The 18,500-nt window shown below is 54.0% G+C and carries 14 protein-coding genes; 11 read left to right on the top strand and 3 right to left on the bottom strand.

Annotated features, from left to right (window positions below):
• Positions 1 to 68: 68 nt before the first annotated feature.
• From OHL20_RS00525 to OHL20_RS00550, 7 genes are all read left to right on the top strand, one after another.
• Positions 69 to 3,269, top strand: coding sequence for a polysaccharide biosynthesis tyrosine autokinase (locus OHL20_RS00525; RefSeq protein ID WP_263381265.1), 3,201 nt, complete (start codon positions 69 to 71; stop codon positions 3,267 to 3,269).
• A 111-nt stretch (positions 3,270 to 3,380) separates the two neighbouring features.
• Positions 3,381 to 4,610 carry an O-antigen ligase family protein gene (locus OHL20_RS00530; RefSeq protein WP_263381266.1) on the top strand — a complete coding sequence of 410 codons (1,230 nt, stop codon included), beginning with the start codon at positions 3,381 to 3,383 and terminating at the stop codon, positions 4,608 to 4,610.
• Positions 4,611 to 4,687: 77 nt separating this feature from the next.
• Positions 4,688 to 5,965, top strand: coding sequence for an MATE family efflux transporter (locus OHL20_RS00535; protein ID WP_263381267.1), 1,278 nt, complete (start codon positions 4,688 to 4,690; stop codon positions 5,963 to 5,965).
• Between the two features lie 20 nt (positions 5,966 to 5,985).
• On the top strand, positions 5,986 to 6,927 hold the full coding sequence (locus OHL20_RS25100) for a glycosyltransferase family 2 protein (protein ID WP_396272520.1): 942 nt from the start codon (positions 5,986 to 5,988) through the stop codon (positions 6,925 to 6,927).
• Between the two features lie 70 nt (positions 6,928 to 6,997).
• On the top strand, positions 6,998 to 8,185 hold the full coding sequence (locus OHL20_RS00540) for a glycosyltransferase family 4 protein (protein ID WP_263381268.1): 1,188 nt from the start codon (positions 6,998 to 7,000) through the stop codon (positions 8,183 to 8,185).
• A gap of 935 nt (positions 8,186 to 9,120) precedes the next feature.
• The gene (locus OHL20_RS00545) at positions 9,121 to 9,273 is read left to right on the top strand and encodes a hypothetical protein (RefSeq protein ID WP_263381269.1); all 153 of its coding nucleotides are present in this window, start codon (positions 9,121 to 9,123) and stop codon (positions 9,271 to 9,273) included.
• Positions 9,270 to 9,899, top strand: a complete 630-nt coding sequence (locus OHL20_RS00550; protein WP_263381270.1) for a tyrosine-protein kinase family protein — start codon at positions 9,270 to 9,272, stop codon at positions 9,897 to 9,899. The genes OHL20_RS00545 and OHL20_RS00550 overlap by 4 nt, the downstream gene beginning before the upstream one ends.
• Positions 9,900 to 10,046: 147 nt before the next feature.
• On the opposite strand, the gene OHL20_RS00555 is transcribed toward OHL20_RS00550, so the two are convergent.
• Complete coding sequence (locus OHL20_RS00555) at positions 10,047 to 10,241, bottom strand: hypothetical protein (protein WP_263381271.1); 195 nt, start codon at positions 10,239 to 10,241, stop codon at positions 10,047 to 10,049.
• A gap of 386 nt (positions 10,242 to 10,627) precedes the next feature.
• Here OHL20_RS00555 and OHL20_RS25105 point away from each other — a divergent pair, with 386 nt between their 5' ends.
• A complete protein-coding gene (locus OHL20_RS25105) occupies positions 10,628 to 10,909 on the top strand; it encodes a helix-turn-helix domain-containing protein (protein ID WP_396271450.1) in 282 nt (93 codons plus the stop codon).
• 265 nt (positions 10,910 to 11,174) lie between these two features.
• Entirely contained in the window at positions 11,175 to 12,488 is a 1,314-nt protein-coding gene (locus OHL20_RS00560) for a glycoside hydrolase family 6 protein (protein WP_263381272.1), read from the top strand.
• A gap of 174 nt (positions 12,489 to 12,662) precedes the next feature.
• Here the strand turns inward: OHL20_RS00560 and OHL20_RS00565 are convergent, their stop codons facing one another.
• Positions 12,663 to 13,727, bottom strand: coding sequence for a uroporphyrinogen decarboxylase/cobalamine-independent methonine synthase family protein (locus tag OHL20_RS00565; protein WP_263381273.1), 1,065 nt, complete (start codon positions 13,725 to 13,727; stop codon positions 12,663 to 12,665).
• 126 nt (positions 13,728 to 13,853) lie between these two features.
• Between OHL20_RS00565 and OHL20_RS00570 the strand changes: the two genes are divergently transcribed.
• Positions 13,854 to 16,055, top strand: a complete 2,202-nt coding sequence (locus tag OHL20_RS00570; protein ID WP_263381274.1) for an alpha-N-acetylglucosaminidase — start codon at positions 13,854 to 13,856, stop codon at positions 16,053 to 16,055.
• A complete protein-coding gene (locus tag OHL20_RS00575) occupies positions 16,052 to 17,272 on the top strand; it encodes an acyltransferase family protein (protein WP_263381275.1) in 1,221 nt (406 codons plus the stop codon). The genes OHL20_RS00570 and OHL20_RS00575 overlap by 4 nt, the downstream gene beginning before the upstream one ends.
• Before the next feature lie 6 nt (positions 17,273 to 17,278).
• Here OHL20_RS00575 and OHL20_RS00580 read toward each other — a convergent pair whose 3' ends face one another.
• Entirely contained in the window at positions 17,279 to 18,424 is a 1,146-nt protein-coding gene (locus OHL20_RS00580; RefSeq protein WP_263381276.1) for a tetratricopeptide repeat protein, read from the bottom strand.
• Positions 18,425 to 18,500 lie beyond the last annotated feature (76 nt).

Here is an 18,500-nt window from a genome sequence, read left to right on the forward strand (position 1 = left end):
TCTTGGCTCCAACGGAGGACCGCATGTTAGACAATCACAGTCTTGCCACCCGCTCCAGTAGAACAGGAATGCAAGAACCACTGCTCGACCTACCAATGGCTCCTAAGGAGTTCAGCGTTGTAGATCTGTGGAAGGTAGTTCGACGGAGAAGAACCGTAGTACTGGCGGGAATATGTGGTTCCATTCTGCTAGGTGCTGTCGTGTCGCTGGCAACGCCACGTCTTTATCGTGCAGAAGCGAAGTTACAGATTCTCAAGCAGGATGCGGCGGCAGGTCTGTCAGATCCGGCTCAGGCGTCTGCATCGGCTGCAGCGGACGCTCTTGATTTCAACCTTGCTGTTCAAACCCAGGTAGACGTCCTTAAATCTAGAAACATGGCACTGCGTATTATTCGCGAACTCGGGATAGATAAGGAGGCAGACTATCAGCTCAGAGGCGGTAAATATTTCGATGAGAATCGAAAATCGCTCGAGCAATCCCCCAAGCATCTTGCCTATGTGCTGTCTAAGTACGACAAAAGACTCCATGTTGATTCTGTTTCTGGATCTCGCTTGATTTCAGTTAGTTTCCTTGATGCCAGTCCCGCGCGCTCAGCACAGGTGGTCAATCAACTACTTGCGGATTTCATTGAATACAACTACCAGGTTCGTCTTACGGCGAGTTCTCAGGCCAACTCTGTGCTTGCGAATGAGCTTCAATCCATGAAAGCTCAGGTAGACAGTTCGCAAGCAAACGTGGCGAAACTACAGCAACAGTCCGGGATCTACGGAGTCGATGAAGCTAATAACTCGACCAATGCGAAGCTTGATCAGCTGAATGCTCAGCTGACTGCCGCGCAGGCAAATCTGGCCGTAAAACAATCCATCTATAAACTGGCAACCACTCGCAGCCCAGAGGTTCTTGCTGGCATGCTCGGGGCGCAGGCAACTGGGGCAAACACTACCAACGCTCCACTGCAACTTCTGCGTCAGCAGCAAGCTGATGCCGCAGCCAACTACTCAGAACTAAACGCTCACTACGGGTCTCAATATCCGCGTGTCCTACAGGCAGGACAACGTCTGCAGTCTATCCAAACATCGATCAATGCCGAGATTGACCGTCTCGTCGGCCAAGCAGCCGCGGAGTACAAAGTTGCGGTAGATACTGAGGCCTCCGCAACACGAGCTCTGCAAATGCAGAAGAATGTAGCAGCGCAAATGAATCGCGATGCAACTCTCTATACCTCTGCCAAGCATGAAGCTGATGCGAGTCGCGATCTGTACGAGCAGTTGCTCCGACGCTTGAAGGAAGCTGGTGTGCTGGCTGGATTACGTTCCACAAACCTCAGTGTCCTTGACCCTGCGATCCTTCCAGACAAACCCTCACAGCCAATTGTGCTGCTCTATTTGTTGATCGCGGCTCTAATCGGCTTGGTCGTTGGTGTAATTGGTGCATTTCTGATTGACGCCATCGATGAAACCATCAGAGATCCCCAGAAGATTGAAGACCTCCTAGGCTATCCTGTTCTCGCGCTGATCCCGCCTGTCGAAAAATCGCTCTCTCACGCAGCTGTCCAGTCCCTCCAGCGGAGTTCTCATGGGTCGATTTGGCAATATCAAGTTACAGCGAAGGCACCGCGCTCCGCCGTAGCGGAAGCCTTCCGCGTACTCCGTACCGCTGTCCTTTCTACTCTCCGAAAGGACAAAGACACGGTGATGGCGATCTCAAGCACCTCCGAGTCAGAAGGGAAAAGCTTCATCACCTTCAATCTCGCTGCGGCGTTGGCGCAATCAGGTCGCACGGTTCTCGTAATTGATGCAGATCTTCGTAAACGCACCTTGACCCACGCTCTGGCGCTCGAGAATCGGGACGGCTTGGACGAAGCCGTAGGGGAACAGAATTGGCAGAAATACATCACAACTTACGAAGAGGTTCCTGGACTCTTCGTCTTGCCGGCAGGCCACCAGATTCACTTCCCTTCCGATGTATTGGGTTCCCCGGCAATGAAAGAGCTGGTCGATCATCTCCGATCGGCTTTCGATTTCATCTTGATTGACACTCCATCTATCCTTGACGTCACCGACACGGTGTCGCTTTCGCAGTCTGTGGACGGGATCGTATTGGTTGCAAAGTGCGGAAAGACTCCGCAGCATTCTTTAGCCCGAACCCTTTCAGTGCTTCAAAGGGCAAACGCTCGGGTTCTTGGTGTCGTCATGAACAACATGGACTTCCGGTCTGCTGACTTTTATTACTATTGGGGTAAACAGAGTTCCGGCTACGCCCCTACCAGCGCTCAGATCTTCTCTCCGGCCGCAAGGATTGTTTCAAGTCGAACAACTATCGCCTTGCTAGCCCTTTCCACCCTGTTCGGCACAGCGTTTGGCCAGGGAGTTTCCGCCCATCCTATATCTGTTTCGTCGCAAAATGATGCTCCTTTCAGCCAGCCCGGTTCAATGGCCAATATTGCACCGCAAAAGACGATCATCGGCACAGGGGATCTTCTGAGCATTGGGGTTTACGACGCTCCTGAACTAACACAGGAAGTTCGCGTAAATTCAGAAGGGTCGATCCATCTAACTTTGCTTGGCGATATCACTGCGGTTGGTCTTCAGCCAGACAAGTTGGCACATTCAATTGAGGCGGACTTAAAGGATCGAAATTTTATCCGAGATCCTCATGTCTCCGTCAGCGTCAAGGAGTTCACAACCCAGGGAGTGACGGTCGAAGGTGAAGTAAAAAAGCCAGGCCTCTACCCGGTATTTTCCTCGAGGTCGCTCGTAGACGTGATCGCCCTGGCCGATGGCGTAACTAGCACCGCCGATACGCACATTACGATTCGCCGCCAAGGCGGTAGCAAAATTGATCGCGTCACGCTTTCTCAAGACAACGGCCGTGAGGTTGCGGATAACGATGTCCGCGTCTTCCCCGGTGATACCGTCATCGTTCCACGAACAGGACTCACCTACGTCTTGGGTGACGTACAACGTCCAGGGGGCTACATGATGCGGGATAACGGCTCGATGACGATCCTGCAAGCAATCTCCGAGGCGCAGGGCACCACTCGCAACGCCTCTCTCAAACACGTGATGCTCCTTCGCAAGGAAGACGGGGTCACACACACGATTCCGATCGAATTAAAGGCAATTCAACGTGGCCAGCAGCCGGATCAAGCGCTATTGGCAGGAGATATCCTTTTCGTGCCTACAAGTGGTTTGAAGAGTTTTGCTAATAGTACTGCGGGCATTGCCGCCTCTGTGTCTGGTGCTGCACTCTACGCAGTGGCACGGTAGGCGACTCCTAGGACTACTACTCACAAGATCACCCAAGTGGGAACCCAATTGAACAGAAACTTTTACAAAATGGTCGTTGTCGCACTCCTACTCACGCAAATGGGGATAGTGATGGGTCTGGTCTCTCCCGGTCTTGCAGATACCGATCTTGGTGTTGTCTCAAATCAGGTTCATCTGCCAGTAGTAATCAGTACCGCTATCCTGTACTTACTTGTCCTCACTCGCCTTGTCTCGATGCCCGCTCGCATGATCTTGGCCGTTCGAAGCATTGCTGTCTTCCTTCCGCTTATTGGCATGGTGATCCTGTCTGCGGCCTGGAGCACTGACCCATCGGTAACCCTCCGCCGAGCTGGGTTTCTGTTGTTGACCACCATCATCGCTCTTATCCTCGGGACAGATTTTGAGGTAACTGAGCTAGTACGATTACTGGCTGCAGCGAGCTTCATTCACATCCTACTGTGTGCCGCTTTTTTTGCCGTAGCCCCGCACACCCTCTACTCTCCTTCAGATGCCCATGCACTTAAAGGCCTCACCACACACAAGAATATCTTTGGATTTGAACAGGGCCTGGCGTTTCTAGCCTTTCTTTTTGTCCCGTTTCAGAGGTTTACCAAGTTTCGCCTACCCTTGGCCGCAGCAGCCTTCGTGCTTCTATTGCTCTCTCACTCGTCCGGCTCCCTGGTAGCCACAGTTAGCGCTCTTGCGTGCATACCCTTTCTCTTTGTCCTAAAGTTTAGTCATGCGCAACGCCTTCCACTTTTGCTTATCGCGGCGACGATCTGGATCTGTTTGTTCTATCTATTGCTGACAAACGCTTCTATCATCCCGACACTTTTATCGAAAGACGCCACGCTAACAGGGCGCACCCAACTCTGGAGCCTGGTGCTCATCGCGATCAGCAACCATCCACTATTGGGCTATGGCTTCGATTCGTTCTGGCAGGGTCTTCAAGGAGACTCGCTCGTCATTATTCGTGGCGTAGGCTGGCTAGTGCCGACAGCCCATAACGGTTATCTTGATCTGCTTCTCAGTATCGGATATGTCGGAGCATCGCTGTTTTGCGCAACTCTCTCCGTAGCAGCCATCCGCGCTGTAAACTACGTGAAAAGCGGGGTCATGCCCACCTCAGCACGTTTTTTCCCATGTGCATTTCTTGTATTCCTGCTTGTCTATAATCTTAACGAGAGCGCACTCTTGACTCGAAGCGGTATTCCTTTTCTACTCTTTGTCGCGATGAGCGCGTCGCTTAAGCTTCATCAAACAGTTGGCCAATCTTTACCAGTCGCCCAAGGATTATCTAAGAACTATAGAGTCCCTGTTCATCTTGCAAGCACTCCATAAGACCACGGCAATGCAGCCACAAAGCTGCTAAGCATAGCGCTTCATCCCATCACGACACGGCACATCACAGGTTCTCATTGCTTAAGAAGCTCATCCATAGCGAGACAGTTGCTTCAATCCTCGATCAAGCGGTAGTGAGCGGCGGCAACTTCCTGACTACACTTGTTCTTGCTCGGGTACTTATCCCGGCCGACTACGGTATATTCTCGCTTCTTTTCCTGTCACTTTTTGCAATCAACACCTGCCACTCATCACTTGTTGTTTATCCTCTCACGCTCAAGGGTGCTGCTGACCCCGCAGACTTGAGCCGTCTCACCTGCGCCGCGCTCCTCCACACGCTCCTACTTGCAGCACCGCTATCCCTCATCCTTTTAGTCATTACAATATTCCTGCATCACGTCTATCTCTGGCCCGTATTAGTGGTGGCGATGATCGCTTGGCAACTTCAGGAAACGGTGCGTCGCGCACTACTTAGCGTCTTGCGCTTTCGTAGTGCGATCATGCCCGACATCCTCTGCTACGTGGGCCAGGGCCTCGTATTTGCCATCTTGCGGCCCCACAATCTCTCAACGATCTTCTCGATCGTTGCTGGCACCTCATTTATTGCTGCACTTTGGCAATTCATCTTGACCGACGCGTGGAGCGCCAGACATTCGCCCGCACTCCTCACTTTCGTTAAAAGTCATGGAGTCTACTCGTGGTGGATGGGCCGCTTTGTCCTTGCAGGAAACGCGCTAAACATGATTGCATTACAAATTCCCGCCTGGACGCTGGCTTTCGCCTTCGATGCCACCAGGGTTGCCAATTATCAATCACTACTCAACCTTGTAGGAATTTCGAACCCGGTCATCTTCTCTATTAATTCTCTTCTAATTCCCACTGTTGCAAGAGAAGCAGTACATGGATATCGGCGAGCCCGCAAGATAGCTTTAGACTATGGCTTTCGCTACGGAGTCCTCCTGCTTCCAGCCTTCACAGCGATGATGTTGGTACCTCACGCTATTATGAAGTTGGTTTACGGCGGCGCATCACCTTACACGCTTTTGTCACCGCTTTTGCGAATCTTCGTAGCTGCTTTCGCGCTTCAATACATCGCAACTGTTGTAGGAGCGTATGAGGGAGGCATGTCGCGCCCGAAGACTTACATGTGGGTGCAGGTCATGGGCACAGGACTTCTTCTCACCGTGGGTGTAGCAATGATATTTAGATTCGGCGTAACAGGGGCAGTCAGCGCGATGTTTGTTGCCAGTGCCGCACGACTGGTTACTTTTCTTGTCTTGGCACATCAGGCTGACAAGCAAGCTACCGTTGCCGATATCTATATAACAGACACGCACCTGGGAGAATACCAATGAGTGCCTGTGCTCCAACTACTATGCGGGCAGCATCACCCGGCGATATTACGGTTCAGATCTGTGTTCTAACTTACAAACGTCCAGACCTGCTCCGCTCTACTCTTGAATCCTTGATGCAGCAGGCGACTTGTCTATCCCAGAGCCGCAGAACACTCCAGTTGCATTTGCTTGTCGTAGATAATGATTCCGCTCAAAGTGGTCACCACGTAGTGGACGAGTTCTCGCTGAATTCTCCACATCCGCTCCGTTACATCTCTGAACCTGCTCGAGGACTGTCAACTGCCAGAAATCGTGCTCTTGATGAATCCACGTGGGCAGACTTTGTCGCCTTTATCGACGATGATGAGACAGCGAATCCCGATTGGCTCGTGACTCTTGTCGCCGGGGCGTTATGTTTCGAAGCTGATGTCGTAACCGGACCAGTTCATCCTCGGTATAGTGACGCCCCTCACTGGATCAAGCAGGGTGGCTTCTTCAGCCCGGTCCAGCGTAAGACGGGCTCGGAAGTTCCTTTCGTCGCCACAAACAATGTGCTTCTAAGCAGTTCTATAGTTCAAATCTTTCGATTCGATAGTCGCTTCGATCAGACGGGTGGAGAAGACACCGAATATTTTATGCGTGTTGCACACAACGGGCATCGAATCGTCTGGGTTCAGGAAGCTGTTGTCACTGAGGCGATTCCGCAAGAGCGAACAAACCTGCGTTGGCTTCTAAGTAGAGCTCGCTCTGACGCAAACAGGTATACCCGGAGTTGTCTATCATTCGATAGAGGTCCGCGGACAATTGCACTTCGCCTTTTCACTGCCTCCGGCGGCTTTCTAAAGGGAGCGCTACTCTTGCCATGCGTAGTCTTCGGGAGACACTGTGCTGCTCGTGGCCTTCAGCTTATCAGTCGTTCCATCGGGACACTAGCTGCCCTGCGCGGACAAGCCCACGTTTACTACCGGCCTGCCAATGACTGACCGATCGCATCCCCCATCCGAGTCGTCACGGCCTCACGCAAGTAAATCTGCTCCCGGCAAGAAGGGACCAGTGACTGTACTTGTTATCGGGCAGATACCTCCGCCGGTCAACGGACAATCGCTGATGATTAAAGCTTTTCTGGATGGACACTATGATTCTCTAAAGCTCGTGCACGTTCCCATGCGTTTTTCGCGCTCTACCTCGGAGATCGGCTCATTTAGTCTTAGGAAGCTCCTGGTATTAATGGCGATTCTGTTGGAGATCATAGCTAAGCGTTTTTCCTCGGGAGCGACGATCTTGTACTACCCGCCGGCAGGAGCAAACCTGACTCCCGTGCTGCGCGATCTTTTCCTCTTGATTCCTACGCGATTTCTCTTTGGCTATACGGTCTTCCATTTCCACGCTGCTGGACTCTCCGGAATCTACTCGCGCCTACCAAGGGTTCTTCGCCCGTTGTATCGGCTCGCCTATAACGATCCCGACCTTGCGATCTTCACGACTGCAGCGACATCGGCAGAGTCACAGAGCCTCCGAGCGAAGAGGTCGGCCATCATTCCCTGTGGCATACCCGACAATGCTCTGGAGACTACAGTCCGATCCGATCCCGCGACGAAGGTGCCGTCTATTCTCTTCGCTGGCATTCTGTGCGAAGAGAAGGGTGTCCTGGTTCTTCTCGAAGCATGTCGCCAGCTTACGTCAGACGGACTGCGCTTCCACCTCACCTGCATAGGCGCCTTCCAATCCGCTGACTTTAAAATAAAAGTTGAAGCCCTGTTAAAGCAGGAAGGTCTGGAGGAATTTGTGCATTTCCCTGGTGTAATTACAGGAAAGCCAAAAGATGAACTCTTCAGCCGGTCCGACATCTTCTGCTTCCCGAGCCACTACCCAGCCGAGAGCTTTGGTGTTGTCTTGATTGAAGCGATGAGTTTCTCCCTTCCTATCGTCGCGACCGATTGGCAGGGCATTCCAGAGGTAGTTGGTCAGTCCTCGGACAAAGCCAACCCCCCAGGAGCACTCCTCGTGCCACCTCGAGACGCACCTGCGGTGGCAGCAGCCCTAGGACAGCTTATCCGGTCACCACAGCTACGATCCTCGATGGGCAAGCACAATCGAGCACGCTACCTGGAGCACTTCACGCTGGCGAAATATCGAAGCAACCTAGAAACCGCTCTCACCGATATCAGCGCAGACACCTGTCAGACTGCATCCCGCACAAGCTCCACCTATGCACAAGAACCTATGAAGAAGATGAGTTAGAACAATCATCCCTTTGCAACTTTGAACTGCACTCTATCTCTATCAAGCACTTATTCATCTATCTGAAACCAGATCGCATGCAAAGTAGAACTCACATCATCGTACCCCGGTGTCTCCGCCACAAGCATAAGCTTGCTGCTATCTCCTTTCTAGTAGTCACGGTCATCCTATTTGGTGCTCTCTCGAGTTCGCAGACATTCTTCGCTGCGTATAGTCGAAAAATCTACGAAAAACAAGCGGAGCTCGGCAAAGGCGAGCTAGCCAGTGCACCTAACCACACTGACGTAGAGCCTTCTAGCAGAGCCGTTCCCGAGCGCCAAAATCCTTCAAGGGAGGAACTGGAGCTCAGAAAATTGCTGCTTCAAAGAATTCACGATATCGGGAGACAAAGGGATAGGTTTGAAGAGAGCCGGCAACACCTCTTACACTTGGCTGGACCCGTTGCGACACGTCCGGCCGGGTCGCGGTCTGCCCCTTCGCCATCCGATGTGCGGGGGCAACTTCGTGAAGCCCTCATACGCCTGCTGCTTCTCGAAAAGGATCACACTGACAGCGCTCCGGAAATTATCGAGATCCGTAAACGTATCACCTCACTTCAGGCGCAGCTAGCCCGCAACCCGCAGACGTCGCGCATACCCCTTCCAGTTGCTTCATCTGGTCCGACCTCCAACTCGAGGGCACAACTTGAGCTGCTCAACAGTCAGATCTTTCATTGCGATGAAGAGGTCGAGGGGTACCTACAGCAATTGTCTCAGGTGCTCAATCCTGATTCGACGAGCTTGCGGCCGCAGGCTAGTCAAAACCGCGTAGGTGACACTTCTGAACCAGAGCTCCAGCCAAGGGTCACTTCAACCGGAGCGTTAGCCAGATTTAAATCAGCTGGTGCGAGCACTTTGCTGAAAGCGTCAAACTTGTCCCTATTTCAAAGAGCAGCGATGAGCATCGTTCTTGGCCTGCTTTCCACTTGCGTCATCGTCATGATTGCTGTAGCTCGCGACACGACGATCCATGACGCCGAATCACTTGTGAGCCATCTGAATGGAACAGCAGAATATATCGGCAGTATTCCAAGGATGAAGCTGTCATGAACGTCCTATCGGCTCCGAAATTAGGTATACCCATTGAAGGAGATCTAACCCATTCGAGTGCAGGAGAACGTTACGCTCAGGTCGTTGACCGCCTGCTACAGCGAGAGCCTTCCTCTCACCAGATCTTAGTCACGAGTCCCAACGCTGGTGATGGGAAAACTGTGACAGCAGTCAATCTCGCATTCGCCTTTCATGCGCGCCGAATTTCCGTGTTGCTGGCCGAATTATCCTTCAAGCGCCCGTCATTTTCCGGGATCTTCACAAGATCGCCTCTGTCGAAAGGGATTGAATCTGTCCTCACGGAAGGCATTCCGCTTGAGAGCACGGTATGTGTTCGCAATGACAACAATCTCCGGATGGCAATGGTGAACAACTGCCAGCCGAACGATGATCTTTTAGCTCCGAATGAACGATTGGGAAAACTTCTCGAAGATGCACGTACAAGTAACGATTGGACGATCTTTGATGGGCCATCTACTGACGCGATCCACATAAGAACCTTAGCCTCAAGCGTCGGACTGGTACTTCTAGTAGTACGGGCAGGACGCACTCGAACAGACGACTTGCACCGCGCGCTGGATCGGATCGCATCACGAAATACCTTAGTGCTGTTTAATGATGACTAATGACCCATGCAGTTTAGTCGAATCATAGCTATCTTTACAGTACACTTGGGCATCAACTAAGAAGAAACCCAAGAAGAGAACGAAAACATGTATGTATTTCGCTACGCTGATCGAGGAGATCCGCGTTTCCTGAGCACCTTCGCATGCTCAACCTTTTCTCTTAGGCTGAACAGGCAATTTTGCCATAGTACACAAGGAGGGATCATGGCTAATAAAGGTTTGAACTGCAAGTTCCTCCTTGCGGTCAAACAACATCCCTGCTTCGTAATAGCAGATGGACCTGTCGTCGAACACCACGACAATGCCATCACTTGCAATGCTCACATCTCTTATCGTTCTCATGTCTTTTATATCCTTAGTAATTAGAAAAGTAACTACCCGTAACATACGCGAATTAATCAATAGATTGGCTCATTGTCGTCTACAGACAACATAAATAGTAGGGTCGATTCGGGTATTCACGTCTATGTTGTAGAGAGGGGAGGCCAATGTCACCCATCAGCCAATCCGGTTCTCACTCTCCTACGTAGTCTATAAACGATACTTCTGCACGATGAGGTACGTAGCCGGAATGCTCTTCGCTCGCAAGGTGTATGCGGGGAGAGAGATGACAAACTCCGGTTTACCTTGAAAGTAAGCCTGGGCCATTTCGAGAGATAGAACCTGCGGAGTTGTGAGCAGGCAAGCTCGAAAGGTTAGAAGACTTCACATCGGGAGAACACATCGTCTTGAACACTCATCAGATTACACCCAGTTCGCCTCCGCCAAACCCTCATCAACTACCTGACTATTTTCTACCTCGCGATGTAAGTAGCAGATTCGGTCGGCGGCTTCGACAACTCCGTCGGGAGCGGAATTTGACACAGCTTCGCATGGCAGTCGACTTTGGCATAGATCGTAGTTTCATCAGCGACGTGGAGCGAGGTCGCAAGTCTATTTCCCTGCCCTTGCTCGAAGTAATAGCTTTGGGAATGAAGGTATCTCTTTCAGATTTGCTGAGGGACCTTTAGCCGATATCACACCAATTCTGCAGCGATATCAACTATAGGCACGTTGGCTGTGGCCGACAGCGTGGATTTACTGCTTGATTTTATTACTAAGGTTTATTACCTTAAAGTTGTTAGATAGCACTGGCAAGTCTCAAGCAGTGTTGTTGCCACTTGTCCCAGTCACATCCATTTGCCAATTGAGCTTTCATCGCTCCTCAGGAAGGTTTCGTTCCTGTAGGGGGAAGACGCTCCTCATTACCACTGCAAGTTTTGGAGAGGTCCGTCAATGAAACGCCAACTCTTTCTCTTGTTGCTGACCTGTGCTTCATCGCATGCACAGGTAACGAATGTGAGCTCTACGTCACAGACGGGTGTGGATGTCACCCATTATGCAGCAGCTTCTAACTACACGCTTTACTCAGGCAACCCGTCAGAATGGGGAAACCTTGGGCAAGGCGGTTACGTCGACTTTCCGATCTCCAGCGCAGGTGGAAGCTACGCGCTTCAGTTGTACTATTCAAACGGCGGTAGCAGTGGTGCGGCGAATGTCTACGTCAACGGCGTTCAGCAACCAGCAGCGCTTACATCCGGAACTGGTGGATGGGGCACGTTTAGCCTGAGTGCTGCCACGTCCGTAACTCTGCCAGTCGGCACATCGACCCTGCGGCTTGCCGCCACAAATCCGGTGCAAGCCTTCAATCTTGCGGGGGTTCTTTTCGGTCCATCGAACCCCCTGAGTAAGACCTCCTTCTATGTCAGTCCGTCAAGCCAGGCGGCAGAAAACATAAGCCAGTCATGCTCAAACGGCGCTTCCCTTAGCACGATCGCATCTCAGCCGCAGGGTGTGTGGTTCGGCGACTGGAACAGCAATCCCCAGGCCGACGCCGCCTATGTGGTCAAGCTGGCTCAGAATCAGGGCACGGTCCCGATCGTCGTTGCCTACGACATCGTCAACCGGGATTGTGGTGGAGGGTCAAGTGGCGGCGCGGCGAATGCAGCGGCGTATCAAGCCTGGATACAGGGGCTTGCTCTTGGCCTCGGGAACTCTAAGGCCGTCGTTATTCTGGAGCCCGACGCACTCTCTCAGTTGAACGTCCAGGGATGTCTTAGCTCGGCTCAACAGAATGAGAGATTGTCTCTTTTCCAGTACGCCATCTCCATGTTCACGCAGCACGCTCCTAACGCTCTCGTCTATCTGGACGCCGGGCACTCTGGAGCGATCGATGTGAACACGATGGCTGCAAACCTTCAATATGCGGGCATCTCCAACGCGACCGGCTTTGCCCTCAATGTCAGCAACTATGAAACGACCGGCGACAACACGACCTATGGCCAGCAGATCTCGTCGTTGGTGAACAATAAACACTTCATCATCGATACCAGCCGAAATGGCCAGGGTCCTACGGCGGACCACCAGTTCTGCAATCCTCCGAATCGGGGTCTGGGCTCTGTCTCTACCGGCTTCGCCAGCGGGGTCGTGGACGCCGACCTCTGGGTTCAGAATCCGGGAACGTCCGATGGAACCTGTAACGGCGGGCCTCCAGCTGGTACGTTCTCGTTGCCGATCGCCTGTACGCTCATCCAGAATGCAAAATTCTGAGACTTCGGTGTTTGGGGCGAAGAATAAATTGTTGATTATCCGGTGAAAATGCGGTGGAGATGCTAGCCATAACCCCATTTAGATTGATAGAGTTACGCAAAACATGTGCCGCTAAGTATAGCAATCTAAATGGGTTAGGGAAAAATATAAGATAACAGACAACTGACATCCGTTTTAGATGCCTAACTGTCGCGCAGCCATCTCCGTACCGTCTACTCGCGCTCGAATCTTCGAGAACGCAATCTCGCGGGCGGTTGAAATATCGTCACCAAACGGTGAGAAGCCGCAGTCATCGGTCGTGCCGATCTGGTCGTGCGGCAGGTATTCGGCGACTTCCATCACCCGCTCACACACCTCCGCTGGAGTTTCAACGGTCGGGTTAATCGGATCAATGACTCCGATGAAGACCTTGTGCTGAGGCTGTAGTATCGTTGCGATCAAGTCCAATACGAGTTTGCGGTCCGGCTCACTGGCCATCTGTAGATAGAACCTCCCGGCGTTCATCTGGAACAGGTCGGGGAGCAATCCTGCATAGTCGATGTCGGCGCTGTGGGTAGAATCGCGATCTCCGCCGGGACACACGTGGACGCCGATCCGGCTGCGATCTGCCGCCGTGAACCGCGCCAGCACTTCGTTGTTGATTGCAATGAAGTTTCTCAGCAGGTTTCCGGATGGATCGAGTTTGAGCGAGAGCCGTGCCTCGGTAAAGTCGATCTGCACCGTTGCCGCCCCTGCTTCAAGAGCTCCCCGGATATCGGACTCAGCTTCATCGATCAGATCTGCAAGGAATTCCTCTCGCGAGTAGCTGGCGATTCCGGTTGCCGGATAAAGGAGACTGAGCGCGGATGCAGAGATGACGGCCTGTTTGATCGGCAGGCTCGTGTACTCCTGCGCCGCCTTTACATAGCTGGCAGCGTGGAGACCATATCGGAACGGGCCGGAGGTCAATCGAGGAAGCTGGCGCTGGTGACCGTCCGCAAAGGGAATCGCTACGCCATCGGGAGCGAGATTTGTGGCGCCGGCAAGTGGATAGCCGACAAAGCTTGGCTTCGTCTGCTCCCCGTCACTGAGAATGGGCGATCCCGTGGCCTCGAGCCGAGAGATCGTGTCCCGAAGAGCGTTCTGCTGCTCCGCCTGCACGTGCTCAATCGTAGTGTCGTTTGCCTGAAAGGACGCTACCGCTGCAATGAGGGAATGAGGTCGCGGAATGCTGCCAATCAATTCTGTAGGAATCGCCATCCCACGACCCTACCAATACCCTTCTAGAGACACATCCATCGAAGGGATGAACTCCTTGTGTCCATCCGCGCTTCATGAACCTGCTTAGCGCTTCCGCATCGAGACACACTTGACTACAGTAAGAAGATGCTCCGCAGAACCCTCTTCACTTCCGTCTTCTGTCTGCTCGCGTTCCATCAGGCCCTTCACGCTCAAGGATCGATCGACGAAGCCCGCGCAGTCCTCCAGCGAGAGATGCCGGCTCTCACAACCCAGATTCACCTCTCACTTGCGGCTGGCGACTACGCAGGAAAGCCAGATGGGTTTCGCGTGTCAGGGCAGAAGGGGAATATCCGGGTTGAGGCAGCCACCGTGCCAACGCTGCTCTACGGAGTCAACTGGTATTTGAAGTATGTGGCCCATCTTAATATCTCGACCAACGGAGGCCAGTTGGGCGCGCCCGGTCTGCGCCTGCCGGAGATACCGGTCGCCATTGTTAAACCAGCTCTTTATCCATTTCGGTATGCCCTGAACGAGAACACCGACGGCTACACCACGCCGTATTGGGATCTCCCTCGCTGGCAACATGAGATCGACATACTTGCCTTGTCGGGGTTCAATGCAATTCTCATCCAGCGCGGAAACGACCTTGCGGTCTACCAGGCTTTTCTGGATGTCGGCTATAAGGACGAGGACATTCGCAAGTGGATCACCTACCCCGCCCACCAGAACTGGGAGTGGATGGGGAATATGTGCTGTTTCATCGAGCCCATCTCGCTCGACCTGATGAAGAAGCGAGCCGCATCCGCACGGCAGATTATGGACGAGCTTCGGAAGTTAGGCATGATGCCCGTTCTGCCCGGCTTCTACGGAGTGGTGCCCGCGGACTTCAGCAAGCATGTTGCGGGAGCGCACGTTGTCATCCAGACAGACCCGTGGAACGGCTTCGAGCGACCCGGCTGGCTCGACCCGCGAGACCCCGCGTTCACTCGGCTGGCGGCGGCTTTCTACCGACGTCAGCACGAACTCTTCGGCGACAGCACCCTCTACGATATGGAGACCTTCCAGGAGGGTGGCATGTCTGGTGATGTGCCCATCGGCGATGGTGCTAAGGCTATCCAGAAGGCGCTGAACACGGCGCATCCTGACGCACTCTGGTTCATGATGGCGTGGCAGGACAACCCCCGTAAGGAGTTGGTCGATGCTGTGGATCGGAGTCGCATCCTGATTGCAGATATCGAACAGGGGCGTATCCCGCGCGAGAGCCGCGAGGCTGACTTTGAAGGCGCACGCTGGCTCTATGGCGGGCTCTGGGAGTTTGGCGGCCGGACGACCATGGGTGCTCCCCTCTATGACTATGCGCAGCGGATGCCGCCAATGGCGAAGCAGCCGGGTAGTCACATCTCCGGCACGGCGCTGTTTACCGAGGGACTCGACACCAATCCATACGCCTTCGATCTATATACAGAGATGGCGTGGCGCAGCGATGTCGTCGATCTCGCCGAGTGGACGAAGGCATACAGCCTGCGCCGCTATGGCAAGAACGATATACATGCGCAGAATGCGTGGCAGATTGTCGGGAAGACAGTCTATGGATATCGGGCCGATGGTGTGAAGGACCACGGCGAACGCGACGCCGCCCATGAATCCATCTTCAACGCGCAACCTTCGCTCACCGCAACCCGCACCGGGCATTGGGCACCAGATGTGCTTCGCTATGACGCCGAAGCTTTGAAGCCTGCGCTGACTGAGTTGTTGCAGGTAGCACCGGCGCTGCGTACGACGGCCAGCTACCACTATGACCTTGTGGATGTGACGCGCCAGGTGCTGACAAACGATGCGCGCCGCCTGTTGCCTCTGATCAAAGCAGCCTATGAAGCGAAGGATCGTGGTGCGCTGCGCCTTCTGACTGCCGAGTGGCTGCACGATATGGCGATGGAAGATCGCTTGCTCGCCACGAACCAATACTTCCTTCTGGGAAAATGGCTTGAGTATGTGCCAGCATGGGCCTCCACCCCAAAGGATCTTGAACGGACTGAGTACGATGCCCATTCCATTCTGACGACGTGGGGGGATCGTACCGCCAGTGAGAGTCTTCACGAGTACGGCAACAAGGATTGGGCTGGCCTGGTCAGCGGCTACTATGCTCCACGGTGGAAGCTGTACTTCGCTTCGTTAGAAGCTTCCCTGAATACAGGGACGCCGTCGAAGCCGATCGACTGGTACGCTTTTGGAGATACGTGGAATCGATCGACGAAACACTACGATTCCACACCAATCGGTGACCCCTACGCCGTCAGCATGGAGATTGCACGATCGCTACAGTTACAGCCAAAGGATGGACGATGACCCAGGACCCAGACTTCTCGAGGACGGTCGATAGCGACGTCGTCCGCACGTCGACCATAAAGAAACCGGAGCGGTTGCTATCACTCGACGTGCTGCGCGGCCTCACGATCGCCTTTATGATCATCGTCAATAGCCAGATGGGGCCTGCTCCCTTCTTTGAACTCTCGCACGCTGCATGGAATGGGTTCACCGCCACGGATCTGGTCTTTCCGACCTTCCTGCTGCTCGTTGGACTGTCGACGGTGCTCTCGACTGCAGCTCGACTGGCGAAGGGCGCCACGCGTCGCGAGCTCTTCCTTCACACGCTACGCCGTGCCGTTGTGCTGTTTGTTGCGGGCTTCGTGGTAAACAACTTTCCGTTCTTTCACCTGCACACGGTTCGCTACTATGGCGTGCTGCCGCGCATCGCGATCTGCTACCTCGTGGTCGCAACCATTTACCTGATCTCGCCATCGTGGAAAAACAAGGTTGCGATTGCCGTTGCATGCTTGGCTGGCTATTGGATTCTTCTTCGATTCGTAGCTGTACCCGGCTTCGGTATGCCGACGCATGACCTTCCGATCAACGATCCGACCGGCAACCTGACCGCCTACATCGACCGCAAACTCTTCAGCCCGTCGCATCTCTACGAGCGTGTGCGCGACCCGGAAGGTCTTCTCTCGACGATCCCGGCGATTGCCACCGCCCTCTTCGGCCTGCTCGCAGGGCTTTGGCTGCGAAGCACGCGCTCGACGGGGCGCAAGGCAGCAATGCTGGCGGTCACTGGCATCCTGTTTCTGGCTGCGGGCTTGGCTTGGCATCCCTTCTTTCCCATGAACAAGAAGCTGTGGACGAGTTCCTTCGCGCTCTTTGCAGGGGGTTGGAGCCTGCTGCTGCTTGCGGCAGCCATCTACTTTATCGATTTAGTACGCGTGGGCCGCGCTGCTGCTGAGTCGAACGATCCAGCATCGCCGCTGCACCCCGCGCTCTATCGACCGCTGCTGGTGTTCGGGACAAACGCCATCCTGGCCTACCTTGTTTCCGAGCTGGGAGACAGCGTCATCTCGCAGATTCATCTTCCGTCCGGCCTCAGCATCAAGGCTGTCTGGATGCGCGAAATTGTGCATCTCGTGCCGAACCTGCAATGGTCGTCTCTGCTGTACTCGCTATCGTTCATGCTTCTCTGCTGGCTGATCGTGCTGCCGTTCTACCGGAAACGCATCTTCCTGCGAATCTGACCGCCCTTACGGATTTGCCCGGATCACGTCTGCCGCATGCTTCTCCTGCCCGGCATGCTCGGCCTGCAGGAGTTGTTTGAACTTTGCGTCCGCTGCAGCTGCCTCGGTTGGATTGCCCAAAGCCCGGTAGACCTTTGCTAAGAGGATCTGGATCGATGGTTCATCCGGTGCGGTCTTCTCTGCGGTAAGCAGGTCGGGTAGCGCATCTGCAGGTTTGCCGAGGCGCAGGAGAATGCGTGCGCGTTCCACGCGCGCCTGCCCCAGGGTTGGACACGTGGCGAGTGCCACATCCGCATACTTCAGAGCCTCCGGTGCCGACTCGTTAAGCTCATCCATCGAATTTGCCAGCTTCCACTGGACGAGGCAGTTCGATCCGCCCTGCTTGAGGATCGCCTGAAAGCTATCCCGTGCTTCGTTCCACTCCCCATCGTGCCAGTACACATCGGCAAGATGTTCCATTGCAGAGGGGTCGTTCGGCGCAAGTTCAAGAGCCCTCTTGTACTCGGCTATCGAGCCGGCCGTATTCTTCATGCTGTCCATGATCTCGCCGGAAAGCACGTGCGAAAGCGGCGAGTCCGGGTCGATCGAATGGACACGTGCGAAGGCATCCTGCGAGAGCTGGAGCTGCAACTTACCGAGTAGATACCAGGCTTCCTGATCCTTCGGGTCGATCGCCGTAAGCTTGTGAAGCTGCTGAATCGCCGCGTCATTGCTGTTCTGCTGAATCAGGCTATGGACGAGCGTGATTCTGGCGAAGCGGTCGTCCGGCAACGCTCGTAACGCGGCCTCAAGCGATGACACGGCCTTATCGTAGACACCCGTTTGAAAGTAGCTGGCTCCCAGGATAATCTCTGCCGGGTGCATCGACGGGTCGATCTTCAAGCCGCGTACAAGCACCGGAATCGCATCGGAGTAACGCCCTTCGTTGTAATAAAGACGGCCTAGATTGTTGTAGGCTGCTCCGAGCTTTGGATCGAGACGAAGAATCTTCAGGTAGTCCGCGATTGCCGCGTCGGTTTGATCCGCTGCCTGTGCTCCCCGAGCGTGCTCGTACAGCGTCTGCACCTCCGGCGAGATCGCCTGCTGCGCTGCCAGCGGGCCGGTGCTGTAGATGGAAAAGCCGCAGAGGAGAATCTTCGCTAAAAGCTTCATCGTGACCCAGTATAGGAGTGAGCAGCCGCAAAAAGAAACCGGACTGCGAGAGTATCGCAGTCCGGCAGGTTCAACC

Origin of the sequence: Granulicella arctica (assembly GCF_025685605.1) — a bacterium.
GTDB lineage: Bacteria > Acidobacteriota > Terriglobia > Terriglobales > Acidobacteriaceae > Edaphobacter > Edaphobacter arcticus.

What these genes read in the sequence shown, in the direction of transcription:
- OHL20_RS00525 (WP_263381265.1), top strand. Translation starts at nt 69, where the DNA reads ATGCAAGAACCACTGCTCGACCTACCAATGGCTCCTAAGGAGTTCAGC.
- OHL20_RS00530 (WP_263381266.1), top strand. Translation starts at nt 3,381, where the DNA reads ATGGGTCTGGTCTCTCCCGGTCTTGCAGATACCGATCTTGGTGTTGTC.
- OHL20_RS25100 (WP_396272520.1), top strand. Translation starts at nt 5,986, where the DNA reads ATGCGGGCAGCATCACCCGGCGATATTACGGTTCAGATCTGTGTTCTA.
- OHL20_RS00545 (WP_263381269.1), top strand. Translation starts at nt 9,121, where the DNA reads ATGAGCATCGTTCTTGGCCTGCTTTCCACTTGCGTCATCGTCATGATT.
- OHL20_RS00550 (WP_263381270.1), top strand. Translation starts at nt 9,270, where the DNA reads ATGAACGTCCTATCGGCTCCGAAATTAGGTATACCCATTGAAGGAGAT.
- OHL20_RS00555 (WP_263381271.1), bottom strand. Translation starts at nt 10,241, where the DNA reads ATGAGAACGATAAGAGATGTGAGCATTGCAAGTGATGGCATTGTCGTG.
- OHL20_RS00560 (WP_263381272.1), top strand. Translation starts at nt 11,175, where the DNA reads ATGAAACGCCAACTCTTTCTCTTGTTGCTGACCTGTGCTTCATCGCAT.
- OHL20_RS00565 (WP_263381273.1), bottom strand. Translation starts at nt 13,727, where the DNA reads ATGGCGATTCCTACAGAATTGATTGGCAGCATTCCGCGACCTCATTCC.
- OHL20_RS00570 (WP_263381274.1), top strand. Translation starts at nt 13,854, where the DNA reads ATGCTCCGCAGAACCCTCTTCACTTCCGTCTTCTGTCTGCTCGCGTTC.
- OHL20_RS00575 (WP_263381275.1), top strand. Translation starts at nt 16,052, where the DNA reads ATGACCCAGGACCCAGACTTCTCGAGGACGGTCGATAGCGACGTCGTC.
- OHL20_RS00580 (WP_263381276.1), bottom strand. Translation starts at nt 18,424, where the DNA reads ATGAAGCTTTTAGCGAAGATTCTCCTCTGCGGCTTTTCCATCTACAGC.